This window comes from Streptomyces venezuelae (genome assembly GCF_008642335.1).
Taxonomy (GTDB): domain Bacteria; phylum Actinomycetota; class Actinomycetes; order Streptomycetales; family Streptomycetaceae; genus Streptomyces; species Streptomyces venezuelae_F.
Genome location: NZ_CP029191.1, coordinates 6,272,014 through 6,295,360, shown reverse-complemented (window position 1 = coordinate 6,295,360; position 23,347 = coordinate 6,272,014). Strand labels below are relative to the sequence as shown.

Genomic DNA, 23,347 nt, shown 5'->3' with positions numbered 1-23,347 from the left:
CCGTCCCGAGTCGCAGGCACGTGCTCGCGGCCACCGCGGCCGGGGGCGCGGCCATGGCGGTGGGCGCCGCCGGAACGGCCGGAGCCGTCGACGGGAGGTCGACCCCGAGCACCGGGGCACCTACTACCCCCACCACCCCCATCGGCCCCGAAGACCCCCGCTACCTCTCCCTCACCCAACGCGGCTGCAACGCCCGCTTCGTCGGCAAACCCGACTACTTCCGTGTCGTCCACTCCACCGCCGAGGTCGTCGACGCCGTGCAGCGCGCCGTGCGCGAGGGGAGGCGCATCGCCGTACGCAGTGGCGGGCACTGTTTCGAGGACTTCGTGGACCACCCGGACATCAAGGCCGTCATCGACATGTCGCCGATGCGCGAGATCTCGTACGACGCCGAGCGGCGGGCCTTCTGCGTGGAGCCCGGCGCGCAACTCGCCGAGGTATACCGGGAGCTGTTCATCGGCTGGGGCGTGACCATCCCCGCGGGCGCGACCGCCGAGGTCGGCATCGGCGGGCACGTCGTCGGCGGTGGCTACGGCGTGATGTCGCGGCGCGACGGCGTCTCCGTCGACCACCTGTACGCACTCGAAGTCGTCGTCGTCGACAAGGACGGCACCGCGCGAGCGGTCATCGCGAAGCGCGACCCGGACGACCCGCACCACGACCTGTGGTGGGCACACACCGGCGCGGGCGGCGGCAACTTCGGCGTCGTGACGCGGTATTGGTTCCGCAGCCCGGGTGCGCGGGGCGAGGACCCGACCGAGCTGCTGCCCAAGGCCCCCGCCTCCTTCCTCGCCTTCCGGGCCGGCTGGAGCTGGAAGGACCTCGACACGCGGGACTTCAAGACCCTCGTGCGCAACCACGGGCAGTGGTGCGAGGGCAACAGCGACCCGGACTCGCCGTACGCGAACCTGTTCAGCGTGCTGATGGTCAACACCACCCAGGCTGCGGGTTCCGGCGCCGTCCTGGCCGGTGTGATCGACGCCGCTGTGCCGGGCGCGCGGCGGCTCGTGGACGACTACATCGCCGCGGTCGGGCGCGGCGTGGGCGCCGAGCCCGCGATCCGCAGGCCGCCGCTGTCGTGGCTGAACGCGCTGACGTCCATCACGGACACCAGGTCATCGCCGTTCAAGGTCAAGAGCGCGTACCTGCGGAAGACCTACACGGACCGGCAACTCGACGTACTGCACGAACACCTCAGGCCGTCCGACGATCCCGCCGCGCGCATCAGCGGCACGCTGTGGCTCGTCGCGTACGGCGGCGCAGCCCGTAAGGTCGCGCCCGACGCCACCGCCGTCGCGCAGCGCGACTCGATCCTGAAGGCCGTCTACATGGCGGGCTGGGACGCGGAGACGCAGGACGGGAAGCGCGAGACCGCGTGGGTGCGTTCGCTGTACCGGGGCCTGTACGCCGACAGCGGCGGCGTCCCCGTGCCGGGCGCGGTCAGCGACGGCGCGTTCATCAACTACCCGGACGCGGACCTCGCCGACCCGGAGCAGAACACGTCGGGCGTGCCCTGGTACACGCTCTACTACAAGGACAACTACCCGCGGCTGCAACGGGTGAAGGCCGAGTACGACCCGCGTGACGAGTTCCGGCACAGGTTGTCGGTCCGCCCCGCGCGGTAACGGGCACAATGCGCCCGGCAGTTGCCGGAGCCGGGCGCACCGCTCACGACGTCACGCGGTGTGCAGCCGCAGCCCGTACCGCTGAAGGATCTCGTTCACCGGCTGGAACCACGTCTCGCCACCGCTGCTGCAGTTGCCCCAGCCGCCGGACGTCACGCCCTGGGCCTGGTCGCCGCTGATGAACGAGCCGCCCGAGTCACCGCCCTCGGCGCAGACACTTGTCTTGGTCAGCTGGTGGACGACGGCGCCGCCCGAGTAGTTGACGGTCTCGTTCTTGGCGAGAAGATTCCCGCAGTGCCACTTCGTGGTGGAGCCGGAGCGGCAGATCGAGGTACCGACGGGTGCCTCCGCCGATCCCTTGACGAGCCGGTCGGGGATGGTGCCCCAGCCGAGCACGACGGGCACGGTCCACCAGCCGTTGCCGACGGACACCCACGCGTAGTCGTTGTCGGGGAACGAGGAGCCCTGGAACGAACCGATGTTGGACCCGTCCCAGCCGCGCACCCCCGCGCCCGCCTTGCCGCAGTGCCCGGCGGTGACGAAGCCGCCGTGCACGGAGAAGCCGATGGAGCAGCGGACGTTGCCGGTGTAGTACGGGTCGCCGCCGACGGTCCCGGCGGCGAAGGTGCTCGGGGCCTCCGGGACGGTGTCCACGCGCAGGGGGGCGGTGGCGCGGGCACCGCGGAGGAAGGTGGTGACATCGTTGTCGGCACGGTGGCCTTCGACGACGTCGACGACGACGCGGTTGGTCTCGACGTCGACCCGCCAACTCGCCACGCCCTTGGGCGCCTTGGACTTGTCGGCGAACTTGTCGACGCGCGCCTTTGCTGCGTTCAGTTCGGCGGCGCTGTGCTCGACGTAGCGGACGTCGGCGCCGGCGTCACGTACATCCGCGGCAACGGAACGCTCCGTGAGGGCGACGGTGAGCCGCCCCTTCCCGGCGTCGAACCAGGCCCCACCGTACGCGTCACCGGCCGCCTTCTTCGCCGCGCGCTCGACCTTGACGGCCCGCTTCTCGTCGAGGAGCCGCTCACGGGCGGCGGCGGGCGAGAGCCCGAGGTCGCGCTGCATGGCTTTGAGGAGCCCGTCGGAGGCGAGGGGTGTGTCGGGGGAGTCGGCGGTCGCCGTGGCTGTGGGAGCGAGCCCGGTACCGGCACAGGCGGCCGCCAGGAGGAAGGCGGACAGGCCGAGGCGTGCGCTGGTCTTGCGTCTCACGTGGGTGTCCTCTCGTGGTTCGGATCTCATGGTTCGGGTCAGGTCGTGCCAACGGGGGTGCGGTAGACCGGAGTTGACCAGAGTTGAACTATTGAGAGCGCTCTCAGTGCGGGTGATGCGGCTGAGCGTAGAGAGCCCGTGCGGACAAGTCCAGACCTGCGGGCCCGCCCGCTCGTGAAGCGGTGGTTCGGGCCTACGGGGCGGGAGGCGGTTCCTGACCGGCCGTGACGACGGCTGCCAGGTCGGCTCCCGCTCGGAGCAGCGCCACGGTCCGCGCGGCGATCCGGTCGAGCCGTCGTTGGAGGATGCGCCCGGTCTCTTCCGGGCCGTCGAGCCGGTGCAGGGAGCCCATGATGTCGCGCACCGCGGGGACGCCGTACCCGGAGTTGCGGAGGGCCGCGACGATGCGGGCGGCGCCGATCGCCGCGAGGCCGTATCGACGTACGCGCAGTGACGTCACCCGCTCAGGGGTGACGAGTCCTTCCTGCTCCCAGAACCGCAGGGTCGAGGGACGCACGTCGAGCGCCGCGGCCAGCTGCGTGATCGTCATGGCGTCGCCCTCCCGCGCCGACTCGGGTGTGTCCGTCTCCCCCTGGATCGCACGCAACGCCTCCTGCGCGCGCAACGCCTCTTCCCGTTCCCGTGCGAGCCGGACATGCACCGCGCTGATCGCCGCGGCCGCCACGGCGATCGTCTCCGTCCGCAGCTCCACGAGCATCCGCCGGGCCTCGACGGGGCCGACCGCGCCGGCGAGTCCGCGATAGGCGCGAAGGGCATGCACGTGGGCTGCCGTGTACGAGCGGTAGCCGTTGCCCGACCGGGCGGCCGGGGGAATGACGCCAAGGCGCTCCAGGTCGCGGACCTGCTGCACCGAGTACCCCGACTCGCGGGCGACATCGACCGTTCTCAGCTGCCCTCCAACCCCACATAAGCACTTGAAGGTGATGCTTGAACCATGAGTATGCAACAGATCATCGCGGCCGTACGAAGCCTCGACGGCGCGCTCGTGCTCGTCCCGGAGCCGGGAGGCGACTCCCCCGAGCTCGCGTGGGGCGACGCGTTCTTCTACTACGCTCCCGACGGCCGGCTGCCCGAGAACACGCAGCCCTACGGAACGATCGTCACCAAGGACTACCCGGACGACACCGCCTCCGACCTGGACCCTCCGGGCCGCTGGCGCGTGAACGTCCACGTGGACCGCGCCACGTTCCGCGAACTCACCGGGGAGGACCCGCACGGCATCACCCTTCCCCGTGACCACACGGCCACCGACCGCGTGCTGCCGCACCCGGTGTACGGCGCGCTCGGCTGGATCTGCGTCGTCAATCCCGGCGCGAGGACGACGGCCACGGTGGTGCGGCTGCTGCGCGACGCCCATGAGGCGGCGCGCGCACGGTACGCGCGACGCCACTCGACAGCGCGCGGGCCTCGTGTCTAAGATCCACGGCGACATCGCGTGTCGGTCACCGGCTGGGTGAGGCATGGAGGTGTCGGGAGATGCCTTGTGGAGGCATTCCTTGTCCGTTCAGTTGAATCACACGATCGTCCATGCCCGGGACAACCGGGAATCCGCCGAGTTCTTCGCGGAGTTGTTGGGTCTCGAGGTCGCCGGAGCGTGGGGGCCGTTCGTGGCCGTCGCCCTCAGCAATGCGGTCACTCTCGACTTCGCCGCCGTTCCCGCCGAGTCGATCACGCCGCAGCACTACGCCTTCCTGGTCTCGGAGGCGGAGTTCGAGGCCGCGTACGAGAAGATCAGGACTCGGGGAATCGAGCACTGGGCCGACCCGCGGCAACAGCTGCCGGGCGAGTTCAACCGCAATGACGGGGGCCGGGGCGTGTACTTCCTCGATCCTGCCGGGCATGCCATGGAGCTCATCACCGTTCCGTACGGCGGGTGGCCGCGGGCGTAGCGGCGCGTATCCGCCAATCCCCAGGTTTCGGGATACCGGGGTGCGGGGTGCCCCTGGGACCTTCGTCGCAGGAAGTGCGGGACGGTTCCAGAGCGCAGCCCGCACCCGGACGGGAGAACCGAAATGATGCGACGGAAGGCCACGCGCGCGTGGCGACCGGTACTCGCCCTCGCGGTCGGCGTGGGGACATTCGTGGGTACGACGGCGCCTGTTGCCGTGGCCCGGGACCTGGGCGCTCAGGAGTCGGCGGTCGCCGCCTCCGGCTATCTGAACCTGCACCAGTGCGCGTACTACGCGAGCAGCCTCGACGACCACTTCAACACGTTCGTCACCCCGAGCGGCGACGGCCGCTACTCGACCGGCACGAAGCACTCCGCCACCGCCGACACCACGGCGGCCTGCGGCGCGGGGAACGGCAATCACGTGCCCGTGCCGGTCCTGCACGGCGTCAAAGCGCTGAACCTGGGGACCGGGCGCTACCTCAACCTCCAGCAGTGCGACTACTACCGGAGCGCGAGCACCGACCGCTTCACCACCCTGGTGACGCCGAGCGGCGACGGGCGCTACTCCACCGGCACGAAAGTATCGAACAGCAAGGAGACCTCCCCGACCTGCGGTCCCGGCAACGGCAGCCATGTGCCCAACCCGGGTCTCTCGGGCTCCCTGCCCCTGGACCTGACCGCGGGCAGCCGCCTCAACCTGCACCAGTGCGTGTACTACTCGGAGCGGCTCAAGAGCCACATGACGAGCGTGGTGCCCGCGCCGGACAAGCGGTACACGACCGGCACGAACATCTCCGACACCGTCGACACACGGCCCGTGTGCGGTGCGGGCAACGGTGACTACGTCCTCGTGCCGCTGCTGTCGGCCGTGAAGAGCATTCCGCTGAGCTGATCAGCCGTACGTCGGGGGGCCGAGGACGCGGCGAGGGCCGCACCCCCGGGACATGCCCGGGGGTGCGGCCCTCAACTGCCGTAGTCGATCGCCTACTTGCGGATCAGGCTGCGCAGCACGTACTGCATGATGCCGCCGTTGCGGTAGTAGTCCGCCTCACCGGGGGTGTCGATGCGGACGACCGCGTCGAACTCGACACCGGTGTCGGTGGTGACCTTGACCGTGCGCGGGGTCGAGCCGTTGTTCAGCTCGGTCACGCCGGAGAAGGAGAAGGTCTCCTCGCCCGTCAGGCCGAGGGACGAGGCCGACTGGCCCTCCGGGTACTGGAGCGGCAGGACGCCCATGCCGATGAGGTTTGAGCGGTGGATGCGCTCGTACGACTCGGCGATGACGGCCTTGACGCCGAGGAGCGCGGTGCCCTTGGCGGCCCAGTCGCGGGACGAGCCGGAGCCGTACTCCTTGCCCGCGAGGACGACCAGCGGGATGCCCTGGTCGATGTAGTTGCGCGAGGCGTCGTAGATGAACGAGACCGGCGCGTCGGCCTGCGTGAAGTCACGCGTGAAGCCGCCCTCGGTGCCCGGCGCGATCTGGTTGCGCAGGCGGATGTTCGCGAACGTGCCGCGAATCATGACCTCGTGGTTGCCTCGGCGCGAACCGTACGAGTTGAAGTCGCGGCGCTGCACGCCGTGCTCCGTCAGGTACTTGCCGGCCGGGGTGTCGGCCTTGATCGCACCGGCGGGCGAGATGTGGTCCGTCGTCACCGAGTCGCCGAGCTTGGCGAGGACGCGGGCGCCCGTGATGTCCTCGACGGGGGACGGCTCGTGCGCCATGCCCTCGAAGTACGGGGGCTTGCGGACGTAGGTGGACTCGCTGTCCCACTCGAAGGTGTTGCCGGTCGGGATCGACAGCGCCTGCCACTGGGCGTCGCCCGCGAAGACGTCCTGGTAGGACTTGTTGAACATGTCCTCGCCGATGGCGTTCGCCACGACGTCGTTGACCTCGGCCTCGGTGGGCCAGACGTCCTTCAGGTAGACCGGGTTGCCGTCCTGGTCGACGCCGAGGGCCTCGGTGGTGATGTCGATCTTCATCGAGCCGGCGAGGGCGTACGCGACGACCAGCGGCGGGGACGCCAGGTAGTTCATCTTGACGTCGGGGTTGATGCGCCCCTCGAAGTTCCGGTTGCCGGAGAGGACGGACGTCACGGCCAGGTCGTGGTCGTTGACGGCCTTGGAGACCTCGTCCGGGAGCGGGCCCGAGTTGCCGATGCAGGTGGTGCAGCCGTAGCCGACGAGGTTGAAGCCGACCTTGTCGAGGTAGGGGGTGAGCCCCGCCTTGTCGAAGTAGTCGGTGACGACCTTGGAGCCGGGCGCGAGGGTGGTCTTGACCCAGGGCTTCCGCGTCAGACCCTTCTCGACGGCCTTCTTCGCGACGAGCGCGGCGGCGACCATCACGTACGGGTTCGAGGTGTTGGTGCAGGAGGTGATGGCCGCGACCGTCACCGCCCCGTGGTCCAGCTCGTACGTCGAGCCGTCGGGGGCGGTCACGAGGACCGGGTTCGACGGGACGCCGTTCGTGGTGGCCGGGGCGTCGGAGGCCGGGAAGGACTCCTTGCCCGCCTCGTCGACCGAGTCGACGTAGTTGCGCACGTCGGTCTTGAACTGCTCGGCGGCGTTGGCGAGGACGATGCGGTCCTGCGGACGCTTCGGGCCGGCGATCGACGGGACGACCGTCGACAGGTCCAGCTCCAGCTTCTCGGAGAAGTCGGGCTCGGCGGCCGGGTCGAGCCAGAGGCCCTGCTCCTTGGCGTACGCCTCGACGAGCGCGACCTGCTGGGCGTCGCGGCCGGTCAGACGCAGGTAGTTCAGGGTCTCGTCGTCGATCGGGAAGATCGCGGCGGTGGAGCCGAACTCCGGCGACATGTTGCCGATGGTGGCGCGGTTGGCGAGGCTCGTGGCCGCCACACCCTCGCCGTAGAACTCGACGAACTTGCCGACGACGCCGTGCTTGCGCAGCATCTCGGTGATCGTGAGGACGAGGTCCGTGGCGGTGGTGCCCGGCTTCAGCTCGCCGGTCAGCTTGAAGCCGACGACGCGCGGGATCAGCATGGAGACCGGCTGGCCCAGCATCGCGGCCTCGGCCTCGATGCCGCCGACGCCCCAGCCCAGGACGCCCAGGCCGTTGACCATCGTGGTGTGCGAGTCGGTGCCGACGAGGGTGTCGGGGTACGCCTGGCCGTTGCGGACCATGACGGTACGGGCCAGGTGCTCGATGTTGACCTGGTGGACGATGCCGGTGCCCGGGGGGACGACCTTGAACTCGTCGAAGGCGGTCTGGCCCCAGCGCAGGAACTGGTAGCGCTCCTTGTTGCGGCCGTACTCCAGCTCGACGTTCTGGCCGAAGGCGTCCGCCGTGCCGAACTTGTCGGCGATGACGGAGTGGTCGATGACCAGCTCGGCCGGGGCCAGCGGGTTGATCTTCGCCGGGTCGCCGCCGAGTTCCTTCACGGCCTCACGCATGGTGGCGAGGTCCACGACGCAGGGGACGCCGGTGAAGTCCTGCATGATCACGCGGGCCGGCGTGAACTGGATCTCCTGCGCGGGCTGGGCCTGCGAGTCCCAGTTGCCGAGCGCGCGGATGTGGTCGGCGGTGATGTTCGCGCCGTCCTCGGTACGGAGCAGGTTCTCCAGCAGCACCTTCAGGCTGTAGGGAAGGCGTGCGGAGCCCTCGACCTTGTCCAGCTTGAAGATCTCGTACGACTCGTCGCCCACGCGCAGCGTGCTGCGGGCGTCGAAGCTGTTCGCCGACACGACAGTCTCCTTCAGATTTTTTCGCGCGTTCCGTACATCCTGCCGCCACGACTCCTCGTCGGTCCGCTAAGGTAAGGCTTAGTTAGGTAACCCTTACCGAGTGGCGGCTTCTGGTGCGCCTCGGCAGATATCTCGATGTCGAGATAACTCTAGTACATGACCCCTCGGTCCGACGAGGCGCGCCCGCATGCCCTGCGTCACGAGGCGCCCGCGGTCCGGGCGGTGAGCGCCACGGTCGTGTAGCGCATGGTGAAGCTGCCGCCCAGCGTGTCGACGGCGGCGCCCACGGCCGCGAGTACCTCCGACCGCGCTTCCGCCGGGAGGCGGGTGAGCGCGCCCTGGGTGGGCAGCTGGTCCAGCCAGGCGTCGCGGGTGTACGTCCACTCCCACGCGTACGACCGTCGCCCGGGGTCGCCGAAGGCGCGCGTGGCACGGATGCCGTCGGCGGTCACGTCGAGCAGCGGGTCCGGGCTCGGCTTCGCGCGGACGTCGAACGGCGCGTCGGGCGCCACGGCGAGGAACGCGTCGGCGAACGCGTCCGCCACGGCGGGCGGTGGCTCGTGCATGTTCCAGAACGCCGCGAGGAGGCCGCCGGGGCGCAGGACCCGCGCCGCCTTCGCCGCTCCCACGACCGGGTCGACCCAGTGCCAGGCCTGGCCTGCGACCACCGCGTCGAACGTACGGCCCGCCGGGTCCCACTCCTCGAAGGTCCCGGGCTCGACCTCCGTGCCGAGCCGCCTCGCCAGGTCCGCCATCCGCGCGTCGGGCTCGACACCGAGCACCTCGCACCCTGCCGCGCGCAGCTGCCGGGCGACGATTCCGGTGCCGCAGCCGACGTCGAGGACGGCGGGACCGGGGGCGGTCGCGGCGATGTGGCGGACGAGCTCGTCGGGGTAGCGGGGGCGGGCGCGGTCGTAGCGCTCGGCGTCCGCGCCGAAGGACTCCGCCATCCGACGGTGTCGGTGCGGGCGGTTTTCAGGGATAGTGGGCATGCGCCCACTCTGAGTGGGCGCGCGCCCACTCGTCAATGGCCGGGTGTGGTCGTACGGCAGAGAGGCGGGACCGACGTGCCCACAGGGGTGGCCATCCGCGACGTGCGCGAGCAGCTGTTCGCCGCCGCCGAGCGCGTCCTGCTCCGGGACGGGCCGAACGCGCTGACCAGCCGGGCGGTCACCACGGAGGCGGGGTGCGCGAAGGGGGTCCTGCACCGGCACTTCGACGACTTCGACGCGTTCCTCGCCGAGCTGGTGCGCGACCGGATCGGCGAGGTGGAGGAGCGGGGCGCGGCACTGCGCGGGGCGGCGGGGACCGGCACCGTCGTCGACAACGTCGCCGCCGCGCTGACGGACCTGTTCGGGCCGCTCGCGCTGGGCGTTCTCGCCCTGGTCACCTCGCGGGACGCGCTGCGGGCGCGGCTGCGCCGGACCACGCCGGTCGGCATCCCGCTCCTGACGGAGGCGGGCACCGTGCTCGCCGCCTACCTCGCGACGGAGCGCGCCCTCGGCCGGCTCGCCCCCGACTCCGACCCCGACACGCTCGCGTTCACGCTCATCGGGAGCGGACATCTGCTGTTCGCGGGGTGCGAGCGCGGTGCGCCGCCGACCGCGGAGGTCCGCAGGATCGTCGGCCAGGCCCTCGCGGCGGCGGCGCCTGGGGCGGGCTGAGAGGCGCGCGGCCTGGGGCACGCACGCACCGCCAGCCCCGCCGGGACGGACACCGGCCGCCGCGGGGGGGGCCGAAGACGGGGCGTCGGCGGGGGGGGGGCGGGCTGCGGGATTGTCGGCTCGGTTTTCGTGGCGGCGGGGGCTCAGGCGGGGTGAGGGGGGCGTGTGGTCGATGATGCTCGTCGGATCAGGGTCGTCGGGACCGTCACCGGGTTCGGCGGTGCCGTGCCGGAGTCTTCGATCAGGGCGACGAGGAGCGCCACGGCGGTGTGGGCCATCTGTTCCGGGGAGAGGGTCAGCGTCGTCACGGGCGGGGTCGTCTCCGCGTAGGCGGGGTCCTCGCTCGCGCAGACCACGCGCAGGTCGTCCGGCACGCGCAGGCCGTGGCGGGCCGCGGCGGCGAGGAGCTGGCGGCCCCCGGGGTCGTACGCGGCGTAGACGGCGTCGACGCGGCCCTCGGTTCCCCTCAGCAGCGCGTCGAACGCGTGGCCCTCGTCGTCGGTCACGTCGAAGGGCACGACGAGCGGGGGCGTGGTGCGGTCCGCGCACCAGCGTTCGTACGCCGCCGTCACCGCGTGCGCGTAGTGCTCGTCGCCGCTGCCGGACTGCAGGGCGACGCGGCGGGCACCGGACGCCGCGAGGTGGTCGAGCACCTCGCGGGTGGCCGACTCGTGGTCGTTGTCGACCCAGTGGTCGCCGGGGCGCGGGTCGCCGGGGACGCCGTCGAAGACGAGCGGGATGCCGCGGGCGCGCAGGGCGCGGACCATCGGGTCGCCGCGCGGACTGTCCATGATCAGCATGCCGTCGACGGCGAGGTGGTGCCAGGAGTCGTCGGCGGCGCGGTCGGCGGGGAGGGTGATGAGGGCGTAGCCGCGGGCGTGGGCGGCGGAGGTGGCGGCCGTGAGGGCTCGTGAGAAGTAGGCGATGTCCGTGTAGTTCCAGGCGGCGGGGAACGTGGTGACCGCGATGCCGAGCGTGCGGGTGCGGGGCGGGCCCGGCGTGCCGTAGCCGAGGCGGGTCGCCGTCTCGCGGACCCGGCGGCGGGTGGCGTCGCCGACCCTGCCGGTGCCGTTGAGGGCGTGCGAGACCGTCGCCGTCGAGACCTCCGCGGCGCGGGCTATGTCGGCGAGTGTCGGCCCTGGCACGCGGCACATCGTACGGAATCCGTCGTCCGGGGCGGGTTCTGGTTAACGGATTACTCGTCGAGGGTTCCGTCCACCTTCCTCATCGGTCCCGCTACGCCTTGGAGTGTGTGTGGTCGTGTCCCCGTCGTACGAAGTCCCCGCCCAGCCCTCTCCCCTCTCGCGGAGGGGTCTCCTCGCCGCCGCCGGAGCCGTGGGTGCCGCAGGAGCGGCAGGCATCGTCACCGCGGCCGGTCCCGCCGCCGCGGCCGCCCCCGAATCCGCCGCGTCCCCCTCCTCCCGCCGCCGCTCCGCCGCCCTCGTCGTCCACAACGCCCGCGTGTTCACCGGCACTTCGGGCCACGCGACCCGGCACGAGGCCGTGGCCGTCGGGCGGGACGGGCGGATCCTCGCCGTCGGTTCGGACGCCGCCGTCAAGCGGCACGTCGGGCGGGACACGGCCGTCGTGGACGCGGCGGGCGGCACCCTCATGAGCGGCATCCACGACGGGCACGCCCACCCGATGGACGCGGCGAGCCGGTCGCTGCGGCCCTCGCTCGCGGGTGCCGAGCAGACCGTCGAGGAGCTGCACAAGACGCTGACGGGGTTCCTGAAGGACTCGGCGGAGCAGGAGCCCGACGGGTGGCTCGTCGTGGAGGACTGGAATCCGGTCGGGCTCCTGCCGCACGGCACCGCCCCGCACCACACGATGCTCGACACCCTGCCGACCCGCCGTCCCATCGCGCTGCGCGGCGGCGACGGCCACAACCTGTGGGCCAATCAGCGGGCCCTGGACATCGCGAAGATCACCGCGGCCACGCCCGACCCGGTCGGCGGCAAGATCGTGAAGGGTGCGGACGGCAAGCCGACCGGCGTGCTCAAGGACGACGCCCAGCCGCTCGTCTCGCGGCACATCCCCGAGCCGGACGAGACCCGGTTGGCGGATGCCGCCGCGAAAACTCTCGCCGAGGCCGCCGCGTCCGGGGTCACCACGTTCATGGAAGCCGTCGTGGGGCGCGATGAGCTGAAGCTGTATCAGCGGCTCGCCGCGTCGGACCGGCTGCTCCAGCGCATCGTGCCCGCCCTGCGCGTCGAGACCGACATGACGAGGGATCCGGCCGCGGCACTCGCGTACGCGAAAAAGCTGCGGGCGGAGTTCCGGGACGTACGCGGACTGCGCTTCGGGACCGTCAAGGTGTTCCTCGACGGCGTCATCGAGTACCCGGCGCAGACCGCCGCGCTCCTTCAGCCGTACCTCGACAAGGACGGCCGCCCCACGGACCACCGCGGCGACCTGTACGTGTCGGCGGCGGACTACGGACGGCTCAGCGCCGCCTTCAACGCCGAGGGCTGGCAGATGCACGCGCACGCCATCGGCGACCGCGCCGTGCGCACGTCCCTCGACGGGTACGCGTACGCCCTGCGGAAGACCGGCCGCCGTGATCTCCGCAACACCACTGCCCACCTCCAACTGGTCGATCCCGGCGACCTGCCGCGGTTCGCAGCGCTCGGCGTCGTCGCCTGCATGCAGCTCCAGTGGGCCGCCCGCAACACCTGGACGATGGACGCCCTGCTGCCCTACATCGGGGCCCGGCGCCACCGTTGGCAGTACCCGGCGCGCAGTCTCCGGGACCGGCGCGCGGCGCTCGCGGGTGGCTCGGACTGGCCGGTCGACCCTCTGCAGGTCTGGAACCAGATCCGCACCGCGATCGACCGCGAGGGCATGGAGGGCGAGGGCGACCTGTACCGCGCGGAGGAAGGCCTCAGCCGTACGTCGTCCCTGCTCATGCACACCTTGGGCACCGCGCGTCAGCTCCGCTCGGACCACCTCACCGGCACCGTGGAGAGGGGAAAAGCGGCCGATCTCGTGCTGCTCGACCGCGATGTGACGCGGTGTCCGGTGGCCGATATCAGCTCGTCCGAGGTGCGCATGACGCTCGTCGGAGGCACAGTGGTGCACGACGCGCAGTCGTCGGCAGGACGCGCGGCCGCCGCCCGAGTGACGCGGGCGGCGGCGGGGCCCCGGCCCACGGCGTACGCGTCGGTGCACGGCCGGCACGCCTCGTGCGGCTGCGGCTGAGCTTCCCCGTGCACCCGTGCACCGGAGAAAAGGCCCCTCTTACGGCCGATCCTCGGATGGCCTACCCCAGCGCGTACGACATCTCATATCTGAGATAACGTACGACTCATGGCAGACGACTACCTCGTACGCATCGGCAAGCTCATCCGCGACGCCCGGCAGCACCGGGGGTGGACGCAGACGCAGCTCGCCGAGGCGCTCAGCACCAGCCAGAGCGCCGTGAACCGCATCGAGCGCGGCAACCAGAACATCAGCCTTGAGATGATCGCCCGGATCGGCGAGGCTCTCGACAGTGAAATCGTCTCGCTCGGGTACGCGGGCCCCATGCATCTGCGAGTTGTCGGCGGCCGTCGGCTCTCCGGCGCCATCGACGTCAAGACGAGCAAGAACGCGTGCGTGGCGCTGCTCTGTGCGTCCCTCCTGAACAAGGGCCGTACGGTGCTGCGCCGCGTGGCCCGCATCGAGGAGGTCTACCGCCTCCTGGAGGTCCTCAACTCCATCGGGGTGCGCACCCGTTGGATCAACGACGGCGTCGACCTGGAGATCGTGCCGCCCGCCAAGCTGGACATGGACGCCATCGACGCGGAGGCGGCCCGCCGCACCCGCTCGATCATCATGTTCCTCGGCCCGCTGCTGCACCGCATGGACCACTTCAAGCTGCCCTACGCGGGCGGCTGTGACCTGGGCACCCGCACGATCGAGCCACACATGATCGCGCTGCGCAGGTTCGGCCTGGACATCGCGGCGACCGAGGGGCTGTACCACGCGACGGTCGCCCGCGACGTCTCCCCCGACCGCCCGATCGTCCTGACCGAGCGCGGGGACACGGTCACCGAGAACGCGCTGCTCGCCGCGGCGCGCGGCGCGGGCACGACCGTCATCCGCAACGCGTCGTCGAACTACATGGTCCAGGACCTGTGCTTCTTCCTGGAGGCGCTCGGCGTCAAGGTGGAGGGCATCGGCACGACCACCCTGACCGTGCACGGTGTCCCCACCATCGACGTCGACGTCGACTACTCCCCCTCCGAGGACCCGGTCGAGGCGATGAGCCTGCTGGCCGCCGCGGTCGTCACGGAGTCGGAGCTGACGGTGCGCCGGGTGCCGATCGAGTTCCTCGAGATCGAGCTCGCGGTCCTGGAGGAGATGGGGCTCGACCACGACCGCAGCGCGGAGTACCCGGCCGACAACGGCCGTACGCGCCTGATCGACCTCACCGTCCGCCCCTCCAAGCTGGAGGCGCCGATCGACAAGATCCACCCGATGCCGTTCCCCGGCCTGAACATCGACAACGTCCCCTTCTTCGCGGCCATCGCGGCGGCGGCGCAGGGCAAGACGCTGATCCACGACTGGGTCTACGACAACCGGGCGATCTACCTCACGGACCTCAACCGCCTCGGCGGCCGCCTGCAACTCCTGGACCCGCACCGCGTCCTGGTCGAGGGCCCGACGCGCTGGCGCGCGGCGGAGATGATGTGCCCGCCCGCCCTGCGCCCCGCCGTGGTCGTGCTGCTCGCGATGATGGCGGCCGAGGGCACGTCGGTGCTGCGCAACGTGTACGTGATCAACCGCGGCTACGAGGACCTGGCGGAGCGCCTGAACTCGGTGGGCGCGCAGATCGAGACGTTCCGGGACATCTGAGTCCGGGACGCCGGGGGTGCGCACCGAGCCACGGCCTGGGGCCCGCACCACGGTGCGGGCCCCTGTACGTCGTCGCCGCTCACGCGGTCACTGCCCCGAAGCCGCGAGCTCCTTCAGGTCGACCGTCTCGCCCTTGTCCGGGGTGTCCGGCTTCACCGGCTTGTCGTAGTCGCCGAACGTCGCGTCGTTCGGGGCGTCGCCGCCCTTCGTGGAGACGCGGAGGATGTACGGCTTGCCCTCCGTGGCGACGTACATCGTGTTCGTCTCACCACCCGAGCCCTTCTTCGTCAGGGCGATCGCGTCCTTGCCGTCGACGGACGTCGTCTCGCCCTTCTTCATGCCCTTGCGCTCGGACTTGTTCTCGTCCATCGACGCGACCAGGCCCTGCTTGTCGCACATGCCGGCGGTCGAGGCGTCGTCGGCGGGCATCTTGACCCACTTGTCGGCGACCTTGGAGATGACCTTCTCGGAACCGGGCCGGTTCTTCAGCGAGGTCTTCCAGTACTGCTCGTTGCCGCGCATGTACAAGGTGCCGTCCGTGTGCCGCACCTCGGCCTTCGAGCCGCCGGTGCCGATCGTCCCCTCGCAGTTCTTCTCCTGGTCGACCGCGATGTCCAGGCTGACCGGCTTGCCCTCCTGCCGCATGTCGCCCTTGATGCGCATGGAGTCCGCGCCCTTGGTGGCCGCCACCGCCTTGGCGGCGATCTGGTCGGCGCTGTCCTTGGCGAACGGCTTGTCCGAGCCGTCGTCGTCGCTGTCGCCACAGCTCGACAGCAGCGCCGCCGCGAGCACGGTAACTCCGATGACACCCGAAACCCGTCGTGTACGCACGTGGTAACCCCTCCTGCGGAACCTGTGGAGCTCTCGGTCGTTCGTCGCCGAGTACCCCGTGATCCGCACGTCGCACCCGGTAGCAGGCATTCCGCTCTTCAGGAAGGGGAGTGGTGCATGACGCCGGAAACCGGGGGTAACAGGGGCATCAGATCCCCCCACCAGTGCCCCCACCGACCTCTGTCCAGGAGTACGTTCATGTTGCAGGCACACCCCTCCGTCCTCGCCGACCTCGTCGAACGCTACGAATCCCTCCACGCGAAGACCGGCAGCGCGGCCGTCGACCCGGCGCTGCGCCAACAGCTCGACGACGTCACGTACACCCTGTGCGTCATCACCGGCACCCGCTCCCTGGAGCAGGCCCTCGCCTCGGCCCGCCGACGTGCCAGAACGGTGCGGGACGTGCGCGGTGGTCAGGCGAGCACCGCGGTCCCGTCGAGTTCCACCAAGGCCTCCTCGTCCCACAGCCTGACGACGCCCAGCACTGCCATGGCCGGATAGTCGCGGCCCGCCAGCCTCTTCCAGATCCGGCCCAGTTCGGCGGCGCAGGCGCGGTAGTCGGCGACGTCCGTGGCGTAGACCGTGACGCGCGCGAGGTCGGCCGGGGTGCCGCCCGCGTGGCGCAGGGCGGTCAGGAGGTTGGTGAGGGCCTTCTCGAACTGCTCGGGCAGGGTCGACCCGGTGACCTTGCCCTCGCTGTCCAGCGCGGTCTGCCCGGCGAGGAAGACGAGGCGGGAGCCCGTCGCGGTGACGGCGTGCGAGAAGCCCGTGGGCGGCGAGAGTTCGGCGGGGTTGACGCGGTGCAGGTGATCGCTGTCGCTCATGCGGGCGGCTCCTCCTCGTGTGCGGCGTACAGCTCCTTGGCGATGATGGTGCGCTGGACCTCGCTCGCGCCCTCGTAGATGCGCGGTGCGCGCACCTCGCGGTAGAGGTGTTCGAGGAGGTGGCCGCGGCGCAGCGCGCGGGCGCCGTGCAGCTGGACCGCCGCGTCGACCACGTACTGCGCGGTCTCCGTGGCGATGAGTTTCGCCATCGCGGCGCGGCGGGCGATGCCGGGGCCCTGGGGCCCCTCGCCGTCGTACGCCGCCGCTGCCGCGTACACCATCAGGCGGGCCGCCTCCGTGCGCGTCGCCATCTCGGCGACCTGGTGGCCCACCGACTGCAGATCCTTCAACGTGCCGCCGAACGCGGTCCGTTCGGCGGTGTGCGCCAGCGTCGCGTCGAGCGCGGACTGCGCCATGCCGACGGCGAACGCGCCGACGCTCGGCCGGAACCGGTTCAGCGTCGTCATCGCGACCCGGAAGCCGCGGTCGACCTCCCCGAGCACGTCCTCCGTGCCGACGCGTACGCCGTCGAAGGCCAGGGCGCCGATGGGGTGCGGGGAGAGCATGTCGAGCGGGGTACCGGTGAGGCCCGCGCGGTCGGCGGGGACCAGGAACGCGGTGACGCCGCGCGCTCCCGCGCCCGGTGACGTACGGGCGAAGACGCTGTAGAAGTCGGCCTCGGGCGCGTTGGAGATCCAGCACTTCTCGCCGGTGAGGCGCCAGCCCCCGGAGGCGTCCGGTTCCGCCGCGAGGCTCAGGGCGGCCGCGTCCGAGCCCGCGCCCGGCTCGGAGAGCGCGAAGGCCGCGACGGCGTGTCCGGCGCGGACGGGCGGCAGCCACCGTTCCCGTTGCTCGGGTGAGCCGTGGGCGTGCACGGGGTGGGCGCCGAGCCCCTGCAGGGCGAAGGCGGTCTCCGCCTCCGTGCAGGCGTACGCGAGGGATTCCCGGGTCAGGCAGAGGTCGAGAGCGCCGGACGCCCCGCCCGGCGGACTCGCACCGGCGCCCCCTCCCTCGAACCGCTCCTCGAACAGCGCGTCCAGCAGCCCGAGTTCGCCGAGCGCCGCGACCAGTGGCCGGTTCACATGGCCGGGCTCGCCCTTCTCCGCCAGGGGGCGCAGCCGCTCGGCGGCGAGCGTCCGCAGCTCCGCGCAACGGGCGGTTTGTTCAGGATTGAGCGAGAATGCCGTCAAGCCGGTCCCCTCCTTTATCGCGCACCGTTGACTGTCGTCACCATCACGATACGCTCATGGAGCGAGCCCACCACAGCGCCCGTCCGGCAGGCAAGGGGGCAGAGCCGCCATGGAACCGACCGGCAATCCAGCCAACCCGGGGCCGATACCGTCCGGCCACGTCGACACGTTCACCCGGGACCACCTCCCGCCGCGCGAGCAGTGGCCCGCACTGGTCCACGACCGCCCCGAACTGCACTACCCCGACCGCCTCAACTGCGGCTCGGAGCTCCTGGACCGGTCCGCCGAGCGGTTCGGCGCCGGACGTCCCGTCTTCCACGCCGCGTCCGGCGAGACCTGGACGTACGGCGCGCTGCGGCAGCACGTCGACCGGATCGCGCACGCGCTCGCCGCGGAACTGGACGTACGGCCGGGCCAGCGCGTCCTGCTGCGCGGGCCCACCACGCCGTGGCTCGCCGCCTGCTGGCTCGCCGTGATGAAGGCGGGCGCGGTCGCCGTGACCGTCCTCGCCCAGCAGCGCGCGCAGGAGCTCGCCACGATGTGCGAGATCGCCGAGGTGCGGCACGCGCTCTGCGACGTCCGGTCGGTCGACGACCTGATCAAGGCCGGCGTGCCGGGCCTGAACGTCACCACGTACGGCGGCGAGGGCCCCGACGACCTCCTCGCGCGCGCCGCCCGGCAGCCGGACCGGTACGAAGCGGTGGACACGGCGGCCGACGACGTCGCGCTGATCGCGTTCACCTCCGGCACGACGGGCCGCCCCAAAGGCTGCATGCACTTCCACCGCGACGTGCTCGCCATCGCCGACACGTTCGCCCGGCACGTCCTGAAGCCGACGCCGGACGACGTGTTCGCGGGCAGCCCGCCCCTGGGCTTCACCTTCGGCCTCGGCGGTCTCGTCGTCTTCCCGCTGCGCTTCGGCGCCTCCTCCGTCCTGCTCGAACAGGCGGGTCCCAAGCAGCTGTTGCCGGCGATCGGGCGGCACGGGATCAGCGTGCTCTTCACCGCCCCGACCGCGTACCGCACGATGCTGGACGAGCTCGACGCGCACGACGTCTCCTCGCTGCGGCGCTGCGTGTCCGCGGGCGAGAACCTGCCCGCGGCGACCTGGCAGAGCTGGCAGCGGCGCACCGGGCACCGCATCATCAACGGCATCGGCGCGACCGAGCTGCTGCACATCTTCATCTCCGCCGCCGACGACGCGATACGGCCCGGTACGACCGGGCTGCCCGTCCCCGGGTGGCACGCGCGCGTGGTCGACGATTCCGGGGCGCCGCTGCCGGACGGCGAGCCCGGACTGCTCGCGGTGCGCGGGCCCGTCGGCTGCCGCTACCTCTCCGACGAACGGCAGCTCCACTACGTACGCCACGGCTGGAACATCACCGGCGACACCTACGTCAGGGACGCCGACGGCTACTTCCGGTACGTGGCCCGCGCGGACGACATGATCATCTCCGCCGGGTACAACATCGCGGGCCCCGAGGTCGAGGACGCCCTGCTGCGCCACCCCGACGTGGCCGAGACGGCGGTAGTGGGCCGCCCCGACGAGCTGCGCGGGCAGGTGGCCGTGGCGTACGTGGTGCTGCGCGCGGGCGCGGAGCCGGACGCGGACCGGTTGCGGGACTTCGTGAAGGGGGAACTGGTGCCCTACAAATGCCCGCGCGAGATCGTCTTCCTGGACGCACTCCCCCGCACCGCGACCGGCAAGCTGCAGCGCTTCCGGCTGCGCGGCCGGATGCCGGGCGGCCCCGGGCCCGTAGAGTGATCACGTGTCCGAGCAGCACACTCCACGGTCCTTGATCGTCACGTTCTACGGCGCCTACGGCCGGGCCGCGCCCGGCCCCGTGCCGGTCGCCGAGCTGGTGCGCCTCCTCGCGCCGGTCGGCGTCGACGCGCCGTCCGTGCGGTCGTCGGTGTCCCGGCTGAAGCGGCGCGGCCTGCTCGTGCCCGGACGCGCGGAGGGGGGCGCCGCCGGGTACGCGCTCTCGCCGGACGCCCGCCAGCTCCTGGAAGACGGCGACCGCCGCATCTACGGCGCGGGGGCGGAGCACGGGGACGGCTGGGTCCTGGCCGTCTTCTCCGTCCCCGAGGCGGAACGCGCCAAGCGGCACGTGCTGCGGTCGCGCCTCGCGGGCCTCGGCTTCGGCACGGCGGCGCCGGGTGTCTGGATCGCCCCGGCCCACCTGTACTCCGAGACCAGGCACACCCTGACCCGCCTCCAACTCGCCCCGTACGTGGACCTGTTCCGGGGCGAGCACCTGGGCTTCACCCCGACACCGGAGGCGGTGGCCCGCTGGTGGGACCTGGCGACCCTGGCCAAGCAGCACGAGGCGTTCCTGGACCGCCACGAGCCGGTACTCCGGTCCTGGGAATCCCGCGGCGCCCCCGGTGACTCCCCCGAGGAGGCGTACCGCGACTACCTCCTCGCCCTGGACTCCTGGCGCCAACTCCCCTACGCGGACCCGGGCCTCCCCGCCGACCTGCTCCCCTCAAACTGGCCGGGCGCCCGCTCGGCGGCGGTCTTCGCGGCCCTGGACGAACGCCTCAGAGAGCCGGGCGCCCGCTTCGTGCGGCCCGCCTAGACTGCGCCGATGAACGAAGAACTGCTGCGCTGGACCGCGTACCGCACCGTGCCGTGGAAGAACGGCGGCGGTACGACCAGGGAGGTCGCGGAGGGCGCGGGCTGGCGGGTGAGCGTGGCGGACGTGGCCGGAGACGGCCCCTTCTCCCACTTCCCCGACACGGACCGGGTGATCACCCCGGTGGAGGCGGAGGGCGCGGCCGCGATGCTGCTGACCGTGGAGGGCATCCCGCACCGAATCGCTCCCCTGACCCCCTTCGCCTTCCCGGGCGACGCCCCGACGCACTGCCACCTCCCGTCGGGCCCGGTGCGCAACCTGAACGTGATGACGCGGAGGGGCGGGGCGTCGGCCCGGGTGCGCATCGTCGACGTCGCCGCGGCGGCGGGTGGGACGGAGCCGGGGTGCGAGGCGGATGAGATCCTCCTGCTGATGCCCGTCACGGAGGGACTCGCCCTGGTCACCCCGGACGGCAGGGACACCCCCCTCGCCCGCCTGGACTGCGTACGCCACTCCGGCCCCGGCACGGTGAGACTACGGGGCGAGGGCGCGACGGCCGAGATCACCATCACGGCACCCTCCTGAGCCCACTACCGGCACCCGAGGAACGACGGAAACGGTCCGCCCCCCAGGGGCGCGGGGAACTGCGCGAACAGCCACAAACAACCCGCACCCGGCGTCACATGGGCAGTTGCAGTCTCTGCTTGGGCGCGTCCGTGCGGCCCGTCTGGGGGCGGCGGCTACCCGCGCGGTACGGGAGCGGCCATGTCGCCCCCTCCCCCACATACCCCTGCTCCGCCGCCGCGTGCAGCGTCCAGTGGGGGTCGTAGAGGTGGGGCCGGGCCAGCGCGCACAGGTCCGCCCGTCCTGCCAGCAGCAGGGAGTTCACGTCGTCCCACGACGAGACCGCGCCCACCGTGATCACCGGAATGCCCGTCACACTGCGGATGCGGTCCGCGTACGGCGTCTGGTACGAGCGGCCGAACTCGGGGCGCTCCTCCGCCACGACCTGCCCGGTCGAGACGTCGATCGCGTCGGCGCCGTGCGCGGCGAACGCGCGGGCGATCTCGACCGCGTCCTCGGCCGTCGTGCCGCCCTCCGCCCAGTCCGTCGCGGAGATGCGGACCGTCATGGGCTTCCCGGCGGGCCAGACCGCCCGTACCGCGTCGAAGACCTCCAGGGGGTAGCGGAGACGGCCCGCCAGATCACCCCCGTACGCGTCGGTGCGGCGATTCGTGAGCGGGGAGAGGAATCCCGACAGCAAGTACCCGTGCGCCGCGTGGAGTTCGAGGAGGTCGAAGCCCGCCCGGTCGGCTCGCCGCGCCGCCGACATGAACTGTTCGCGGATCTCCGTGAGCCCCGCCCGGGACAGTTCACGGGGAACCTGACTGCCCCGCTTGTACGGCAGCGGCGACGCCGCGTCGAGCGGCCAGTTGCCCTCGGGCAGCGGATCGTCGATGCCCTCCCACATCCGCTTCGTGGAACCCTTGCGGCCGGAGTGCCCGAGCTGCAGGCCGATCGCCGCGCCGGGTGCCTGTGCGTGCACGAAGTCCGTGACGCGGCGCCACGCCTCCGCCTGCCCGTCGGTGTAAAGGCCCGCGCAGCCCGGCGTGATGCGGCCGCGCTCGCTGACGCACACCATCTCGGTCATGACGAGGCCCGCGCCGCCGAGCGCCCGCGCGCCCAGGTGGACGAGGTGGAAGTCGCCGGGGACGCCGTCCACGGCGGAGTACATGTCCATCGGCGAGACGACGACGCGGTTGCGCAGGGTCAGGTCGCGGAGCCGGAAGGGCGTGAACATCGGCGGGGTGCCGTCCGGGCAGCCGAAGTCGCTCTCGACCGCGCGGGTGAAGTCGGCGTCGCGCAGGCGGAGGTTGTCGTGGGTGACGCGGCGGCTGCGGGTGAGGAGGTTGAACGCGAACTGGCGCGGCGGCTGGTCGAGGTAGTCCGGCAGCCGCTCGAACCACTCCAGGCTGGCGCGGGCCGCACGCTGCGTGGAGGCGACGACGGGCCTGCGCTCCTCCTCGTACGCCCGGAGCGCGGCCGGGATGTCGGTCTTTTCCTCCAGGCAGGCGGCGAGCGCGAGCGCGTCCTCGACGGCGAGCTTCGTGCCGGAGCCGATGGAGAAGTGCGCGGTGTGCGCGGCGTCGCCGAGCAGGACCGTGTTGCCGTACGACCAGCGGGAGTTGGTGACGGTGCGGAAGTTGATCCACGAGGAATTGTTGCCGCGCAGCGGGCGGCCGCCCAGCGCGTCCGCGAAGATCTTGGCGCAGCGTTCCGTGGACTCGTACTCGTCGAGGTCCGCGAAGCCCGCGGCCTCCCACACCTCCTCGCGCATCTCGACGATGACGGTGGAGGCGCCCGTCCCCGCCGAGGAGTACGGGTATCCGTGCAGCTGCATCACGCCGTGTTCCGTCTCGGCGATCTCGAAGCGGAACGCGTCGAAGGCGAAGTCCGCGGCGAGCCAGATGTAGCGGCAGCGGTGGGTGGTCAGGGTCGGCCCGAAGACGTCGGCGTGTGCCTCGCGGGTGAGGCTGTGGATGCCGTCGGCGGCGACGACGAGGTCGTACTCGGCGGCGAGCGCGGCGGCGGGCGGCGCCTCCGTACGGAAGCGCAGCTCGATGCCGAGGTCCCGGCAGCGGTCGTGCAGGATCTCCAGGAGCCTGCGCCTGCCGAGCGCGGCGAACCCGTGGCCGCCGGAGGTGTGGCGCCGGTCGCGGTGCACGATGTCGATGTCGTCCCAGCGCACGAACTCCGCCTGGAGGGCGGCGTAGACGGCGGGGTCGGCGTGTTCGATGCCGCCGAGGGTCTCGTCGGAGAGGACGACGCCGAAGCCGAAGGTGTCGTCGGGCGCGTTGCGCTCCCAGACGGTGACCTCGCGGGCGGGGTCGAGGCGCTTGAGCAGCGCGGCGGCGTAGAGCCCGCCGGGGCCGCCGCCGATGACCGCGATGCGGTGCGGGGTCGTCATG

General features: G+C 71.7%; 20 protein-coding genes. 11 read left to right on the top strand and 9 right to left on the bottom strand.

Annotation, left to right across the window (positions count from 1 at the left end; translation table 11 throughout):
• The first annotated feature begins 20 nt into the window (after window positions 1–20).
• Window positions 21–1,625, top strand: coding sequence for an FAD-dependent oxidoreductase (locus DEJ49_RS28360; protein ID WP_317850471.1), 1,605 nt, complete (start codon window positions 21–23; stop codon window positions 1,623–1,625).
• 51 nt (window positions 1,626–1,676) lie between these two features.
• Here the strand turns inward: DEJ49_RS28360 and DEJ49_RS28355 are convergent, their stop codons facing one another.
• Window positions 1,677–2,840 (bottom strand): S1 family peptidase, encoded by a 1,164-nt coding sequence (locus DEJ49_RS28355; RefSeq protein WP_411757203.1) that lies wholly within the window; start codon window positions 2,838–2,840, stop codon window positions 1,677–1,679.
• Window positions 2,841–3,033: 193 nt separating this feature from the next.
• Complete coding sequence (locus DEJ49_RS28350; protein ID WP_150188520.1) at window positions 3,034–3,750, bottom strand: MerR family transcriptional regulator; 717 nt, start codon at window positions 3,748–3,750, stop codon at window positions 3,034–3,036.
• Between the two features lie 51 nt (window positions 3,751–3,801).
• On the opposite strand from DEJ49_RS28350, the gene DEJ49_RS28345 reads away from it, so the two are divergent.
• From DEJ49_RS28345 to DEJ49_RS28335, 3 genes are all read left to right on the top strand, one after another.
• Window positions 3,802–4,278: a DUF6194 family protein gene (locus tag DEJ49_RS28345; protein ID WP_150188519.1), complete on the top strand. Its 477-nt coding sequence runs from the start codon at window positions 3,802–3,804 to the stop codon at window positions 4,276–4,278.
• A 79-nt stretch (window positions 4,279–4,357) separates the two neighbouring features.
• On the top strand, window positions 4,358–4,750 hold the full coding sequence (locus DEJ49_RS28340) for a VOC family protein (RefSeq protein ID WP_150186725.1): 393 nt from the start codon (window positions 4,358–4,360) through the stop codon (window positions 4,748–4,750).
• Window positions 4,751–4,873: 123 nt separating this feature from the next.
• A complete protein-coding gene (locus tag DEJ49_RS28335) occupies window positions 4,874–5,644 on the top strand; it encodes a hypothetical protein (protein WP_150186724.1) in 771 nt (256 codons plus the stop codon).
• A gap of 92 nt (window positions 5,645–5,736) precedes the next feature.
• Here DEJ49_RS28335 and acnA read toward each other — a convergent pair whose 3' ends face one another.
• Window positions 5,737–8,451, bottom strand: coding sequence for an aconitate hydratase AcnA (acnA, locus tag DEJ49_RS28330; protein ID WP_150186723.1), 2,715 nt, complete (start codon window positions 8,449–8,451; stop codon window positions 5,737–5,739).
• Window positions 8,452–8,648: 197 nt separating this feature from the next.
• Complete coding sequence (locus DEJ49_RS28325) at window positions 8,649–9,443, bottom strand: class I SAM-dependent methyltransferase (protein WP_150186722.1); 795 nt, start codon at window positions 9,441–9,443, stop codon at window positions 8,649–8,651.
• Window positions 9,444–9,518: 75 nt separating this feature from the next.
• Here DEJ49_RS28325 and DEJ49_RS28320 point away from each other — a divergent pair, with 75 nt between their 5' ends.
• On the top strand, window positions 9,519–10,115 hold the full coding sequence (locus DEJ49_RS28320; RefSeq protein ID WP_150186721.1) for a TetR/AcrR family transcriptional regulator: 597 nt from the start codon (window positions 9,519–9,521) through the stop codon (window positions 10,113–10,115).
• A 143-nt stretch (window positions 10,116–10,258) separates the two neighbouring features.
• On the opposite strand, the gene DEJ49_RS28315 is transcribed toward DEJ49_RS28320, so the two are convergent.
• Entirely contained in the window at window positions 10,259–11,269 is a 1,011-nt protein-coding gene (locus tag DEJ49_RS28315) for a LacI family DNA-binding transcriptional regulator (RefSeq protein ID WP_150186720.1), read from the bottom strand.
• A 106-nt stretch (window positions 11,270–11,375) separates the two neighbouring features.
• Here DEJ49_RS28315 and DEJ49_RS28310 point away from each other — a divergent pair, with 106 nt between their 5' ends.
• Together DEJ49_RS28310 and DEJ49_RS28305 are read left to right on the top strand one after the other, a co-directional pair.
• Entirely contained in the window at window positions 11,376–13,316 is a 1,941-nt protein-coding gene (locus tag DEJ49_RS28310; RefSeq protein WP_411757254.1) for an amidohydrolase, read from the top strand.
• A gap of 108 nt (window positions 13,317–13,424) precedes the next feature.
• Window positions 13,425–14,954 carry a helix-turn-helix domain-containing protein gene (locus DEJ49_RS28305; protein ID WP_150173344.1) on the top strand — a complete coding sequence of 510 codons (1,530 nt, stop codon included), beginning with the start codon at window positions 13,425–13,427 and terminating at the stop codon, window positions 14,952–14,954.
• Window positions 14,955–15,041: 87 nt separating this feature from the next.
• On the opposite strand, the gene DEJ49_RS28300 is transcribed toward DEJ49_RS28305, so the two are convergent.
• Complete coding sequence (locus tag DEJ49_RS28300) at window positions 15,042–15,785, bottom strand: hypothetical protein (protein ID WP_150186719.1); 744 nt, start codon at window positions 15,783–15,785, stop codon at window positions 15,042–15,044.
• Window positions 15,786–15,983: 198 nt separating this feature from the next.
• Between DEJ49_RS28300 and DEJ49_RS28295 the strand changes: the two genes are divergently transcribed.
• Window positions 15,984–16,286, top strand: coding sequence for a DUF5133 domain-containing protein (locus DEJ49_RS28295; protein ID WP_150186718.1), 303 nt, complete (start codon window positions 15,984–15,986; stop codon window positions 16,284–16,286).
• Here DEJ49_RS28295 and DEJ49_RS28290 read toward each other — a convergent pair.
• Window positions 16,199–16,609 carry a RidA family protein gene (locus tag DEJ49_RS28290; protein ID WP_150186717.1) on the bottom strand — a complete coding sequence of 137 codons (411 nt, stop codon included), beginning with the start codon at window positions 16,607–16,609 and terminating at the stop codon, window positions 16,199–16,201. The two genes, DEJ49_RS28295 and DEJ49_RS28290, sit on opposite strands and share 88 nt — an antisense overlap.
• Window positions 16,606–17,799, bottom strand: coding sequence for an acyl-CoA dehydrogenase family protein (locus DEJ49_RS28285; RefSeq protein ID WP_150186716.1), 1,194 nt, complete (start codon window positions 17,797–17,799; stop codon window positions 16,606–16,608). Before DEJ49_RS28285 ends, DEJ49_RS28290 begins: the two co-directional genes overlap by 4 nt.
• Before the next feature lie 109 nt (window positions 17,800–17,908).
• Between DEJ49_RS28285 and DEJ49_RS28280 the strand changes: the two genes are divergently transcribed.
• Genes DEJ49_RS28280 through DEJ49_RS28270 form a run of 3 tightly spaced genes read left to right on the top strand, consistent with a single transcriptional unit; the run spans window position 17,909 to window position 20,963 of the window.
• On the top strand, window positions 17,909–19,564 hold the full coding sequence (locus tag DEJ49_RS28280) for an AMP-binding protein (RefSeq protein ID WP_150186715.1): 1,656 nt from the start codon (window positions 17,909–17,911) through the stop codon (window positions 19,562–19,564).
• 4 nt (window positions 19,565–19,568) lie between these two features.
• A complete protein-coding gene (locus DEJ49_RS28275; RefSeq protein ID WP_150186714.1) occupies window positions 19,569–20,381 on the top strand; it encodes a PaaX family transcriptional regulator C-terminal domain-containing protein in 813 nt (270 codons plus the stop codon).
• 9 nt (window positions 20,382–20,390) lie between these two features.
• The gene (locus tag DEJ49_RS28270; protein ID WP_150186713.1) at window positions 20,391–20,963 is read left to right on the top strand and encodes a HutD family protein; all 573 of its coding nucleotides are present in this window, start codon (window positions 20,391–20,393) and stop codon (window positions 20,961–20,963) included.
• Window positions 20,964–21,057: 94 nt separating this feature from the next.
• Here DEJ49_RS28270 and DEJ49_RS28265 read toward each other — a convergent pair whose 3' ends face one another.
• Window positions 21,058–23,346 (bottom strand): bifunctional salicylyl-CoA 5-hydroxylase/oxidoreductase, encoded by a 2,289-nt coding sequence (locus tag DEJ49_RS28265; protein WP_150186712.1) that lies wholly within the window; start codon window positions 23,344–23,346, stop codon window positions 21,058–21,060.
• Window position 23,347: the final 1 nt, after the last annotated feature.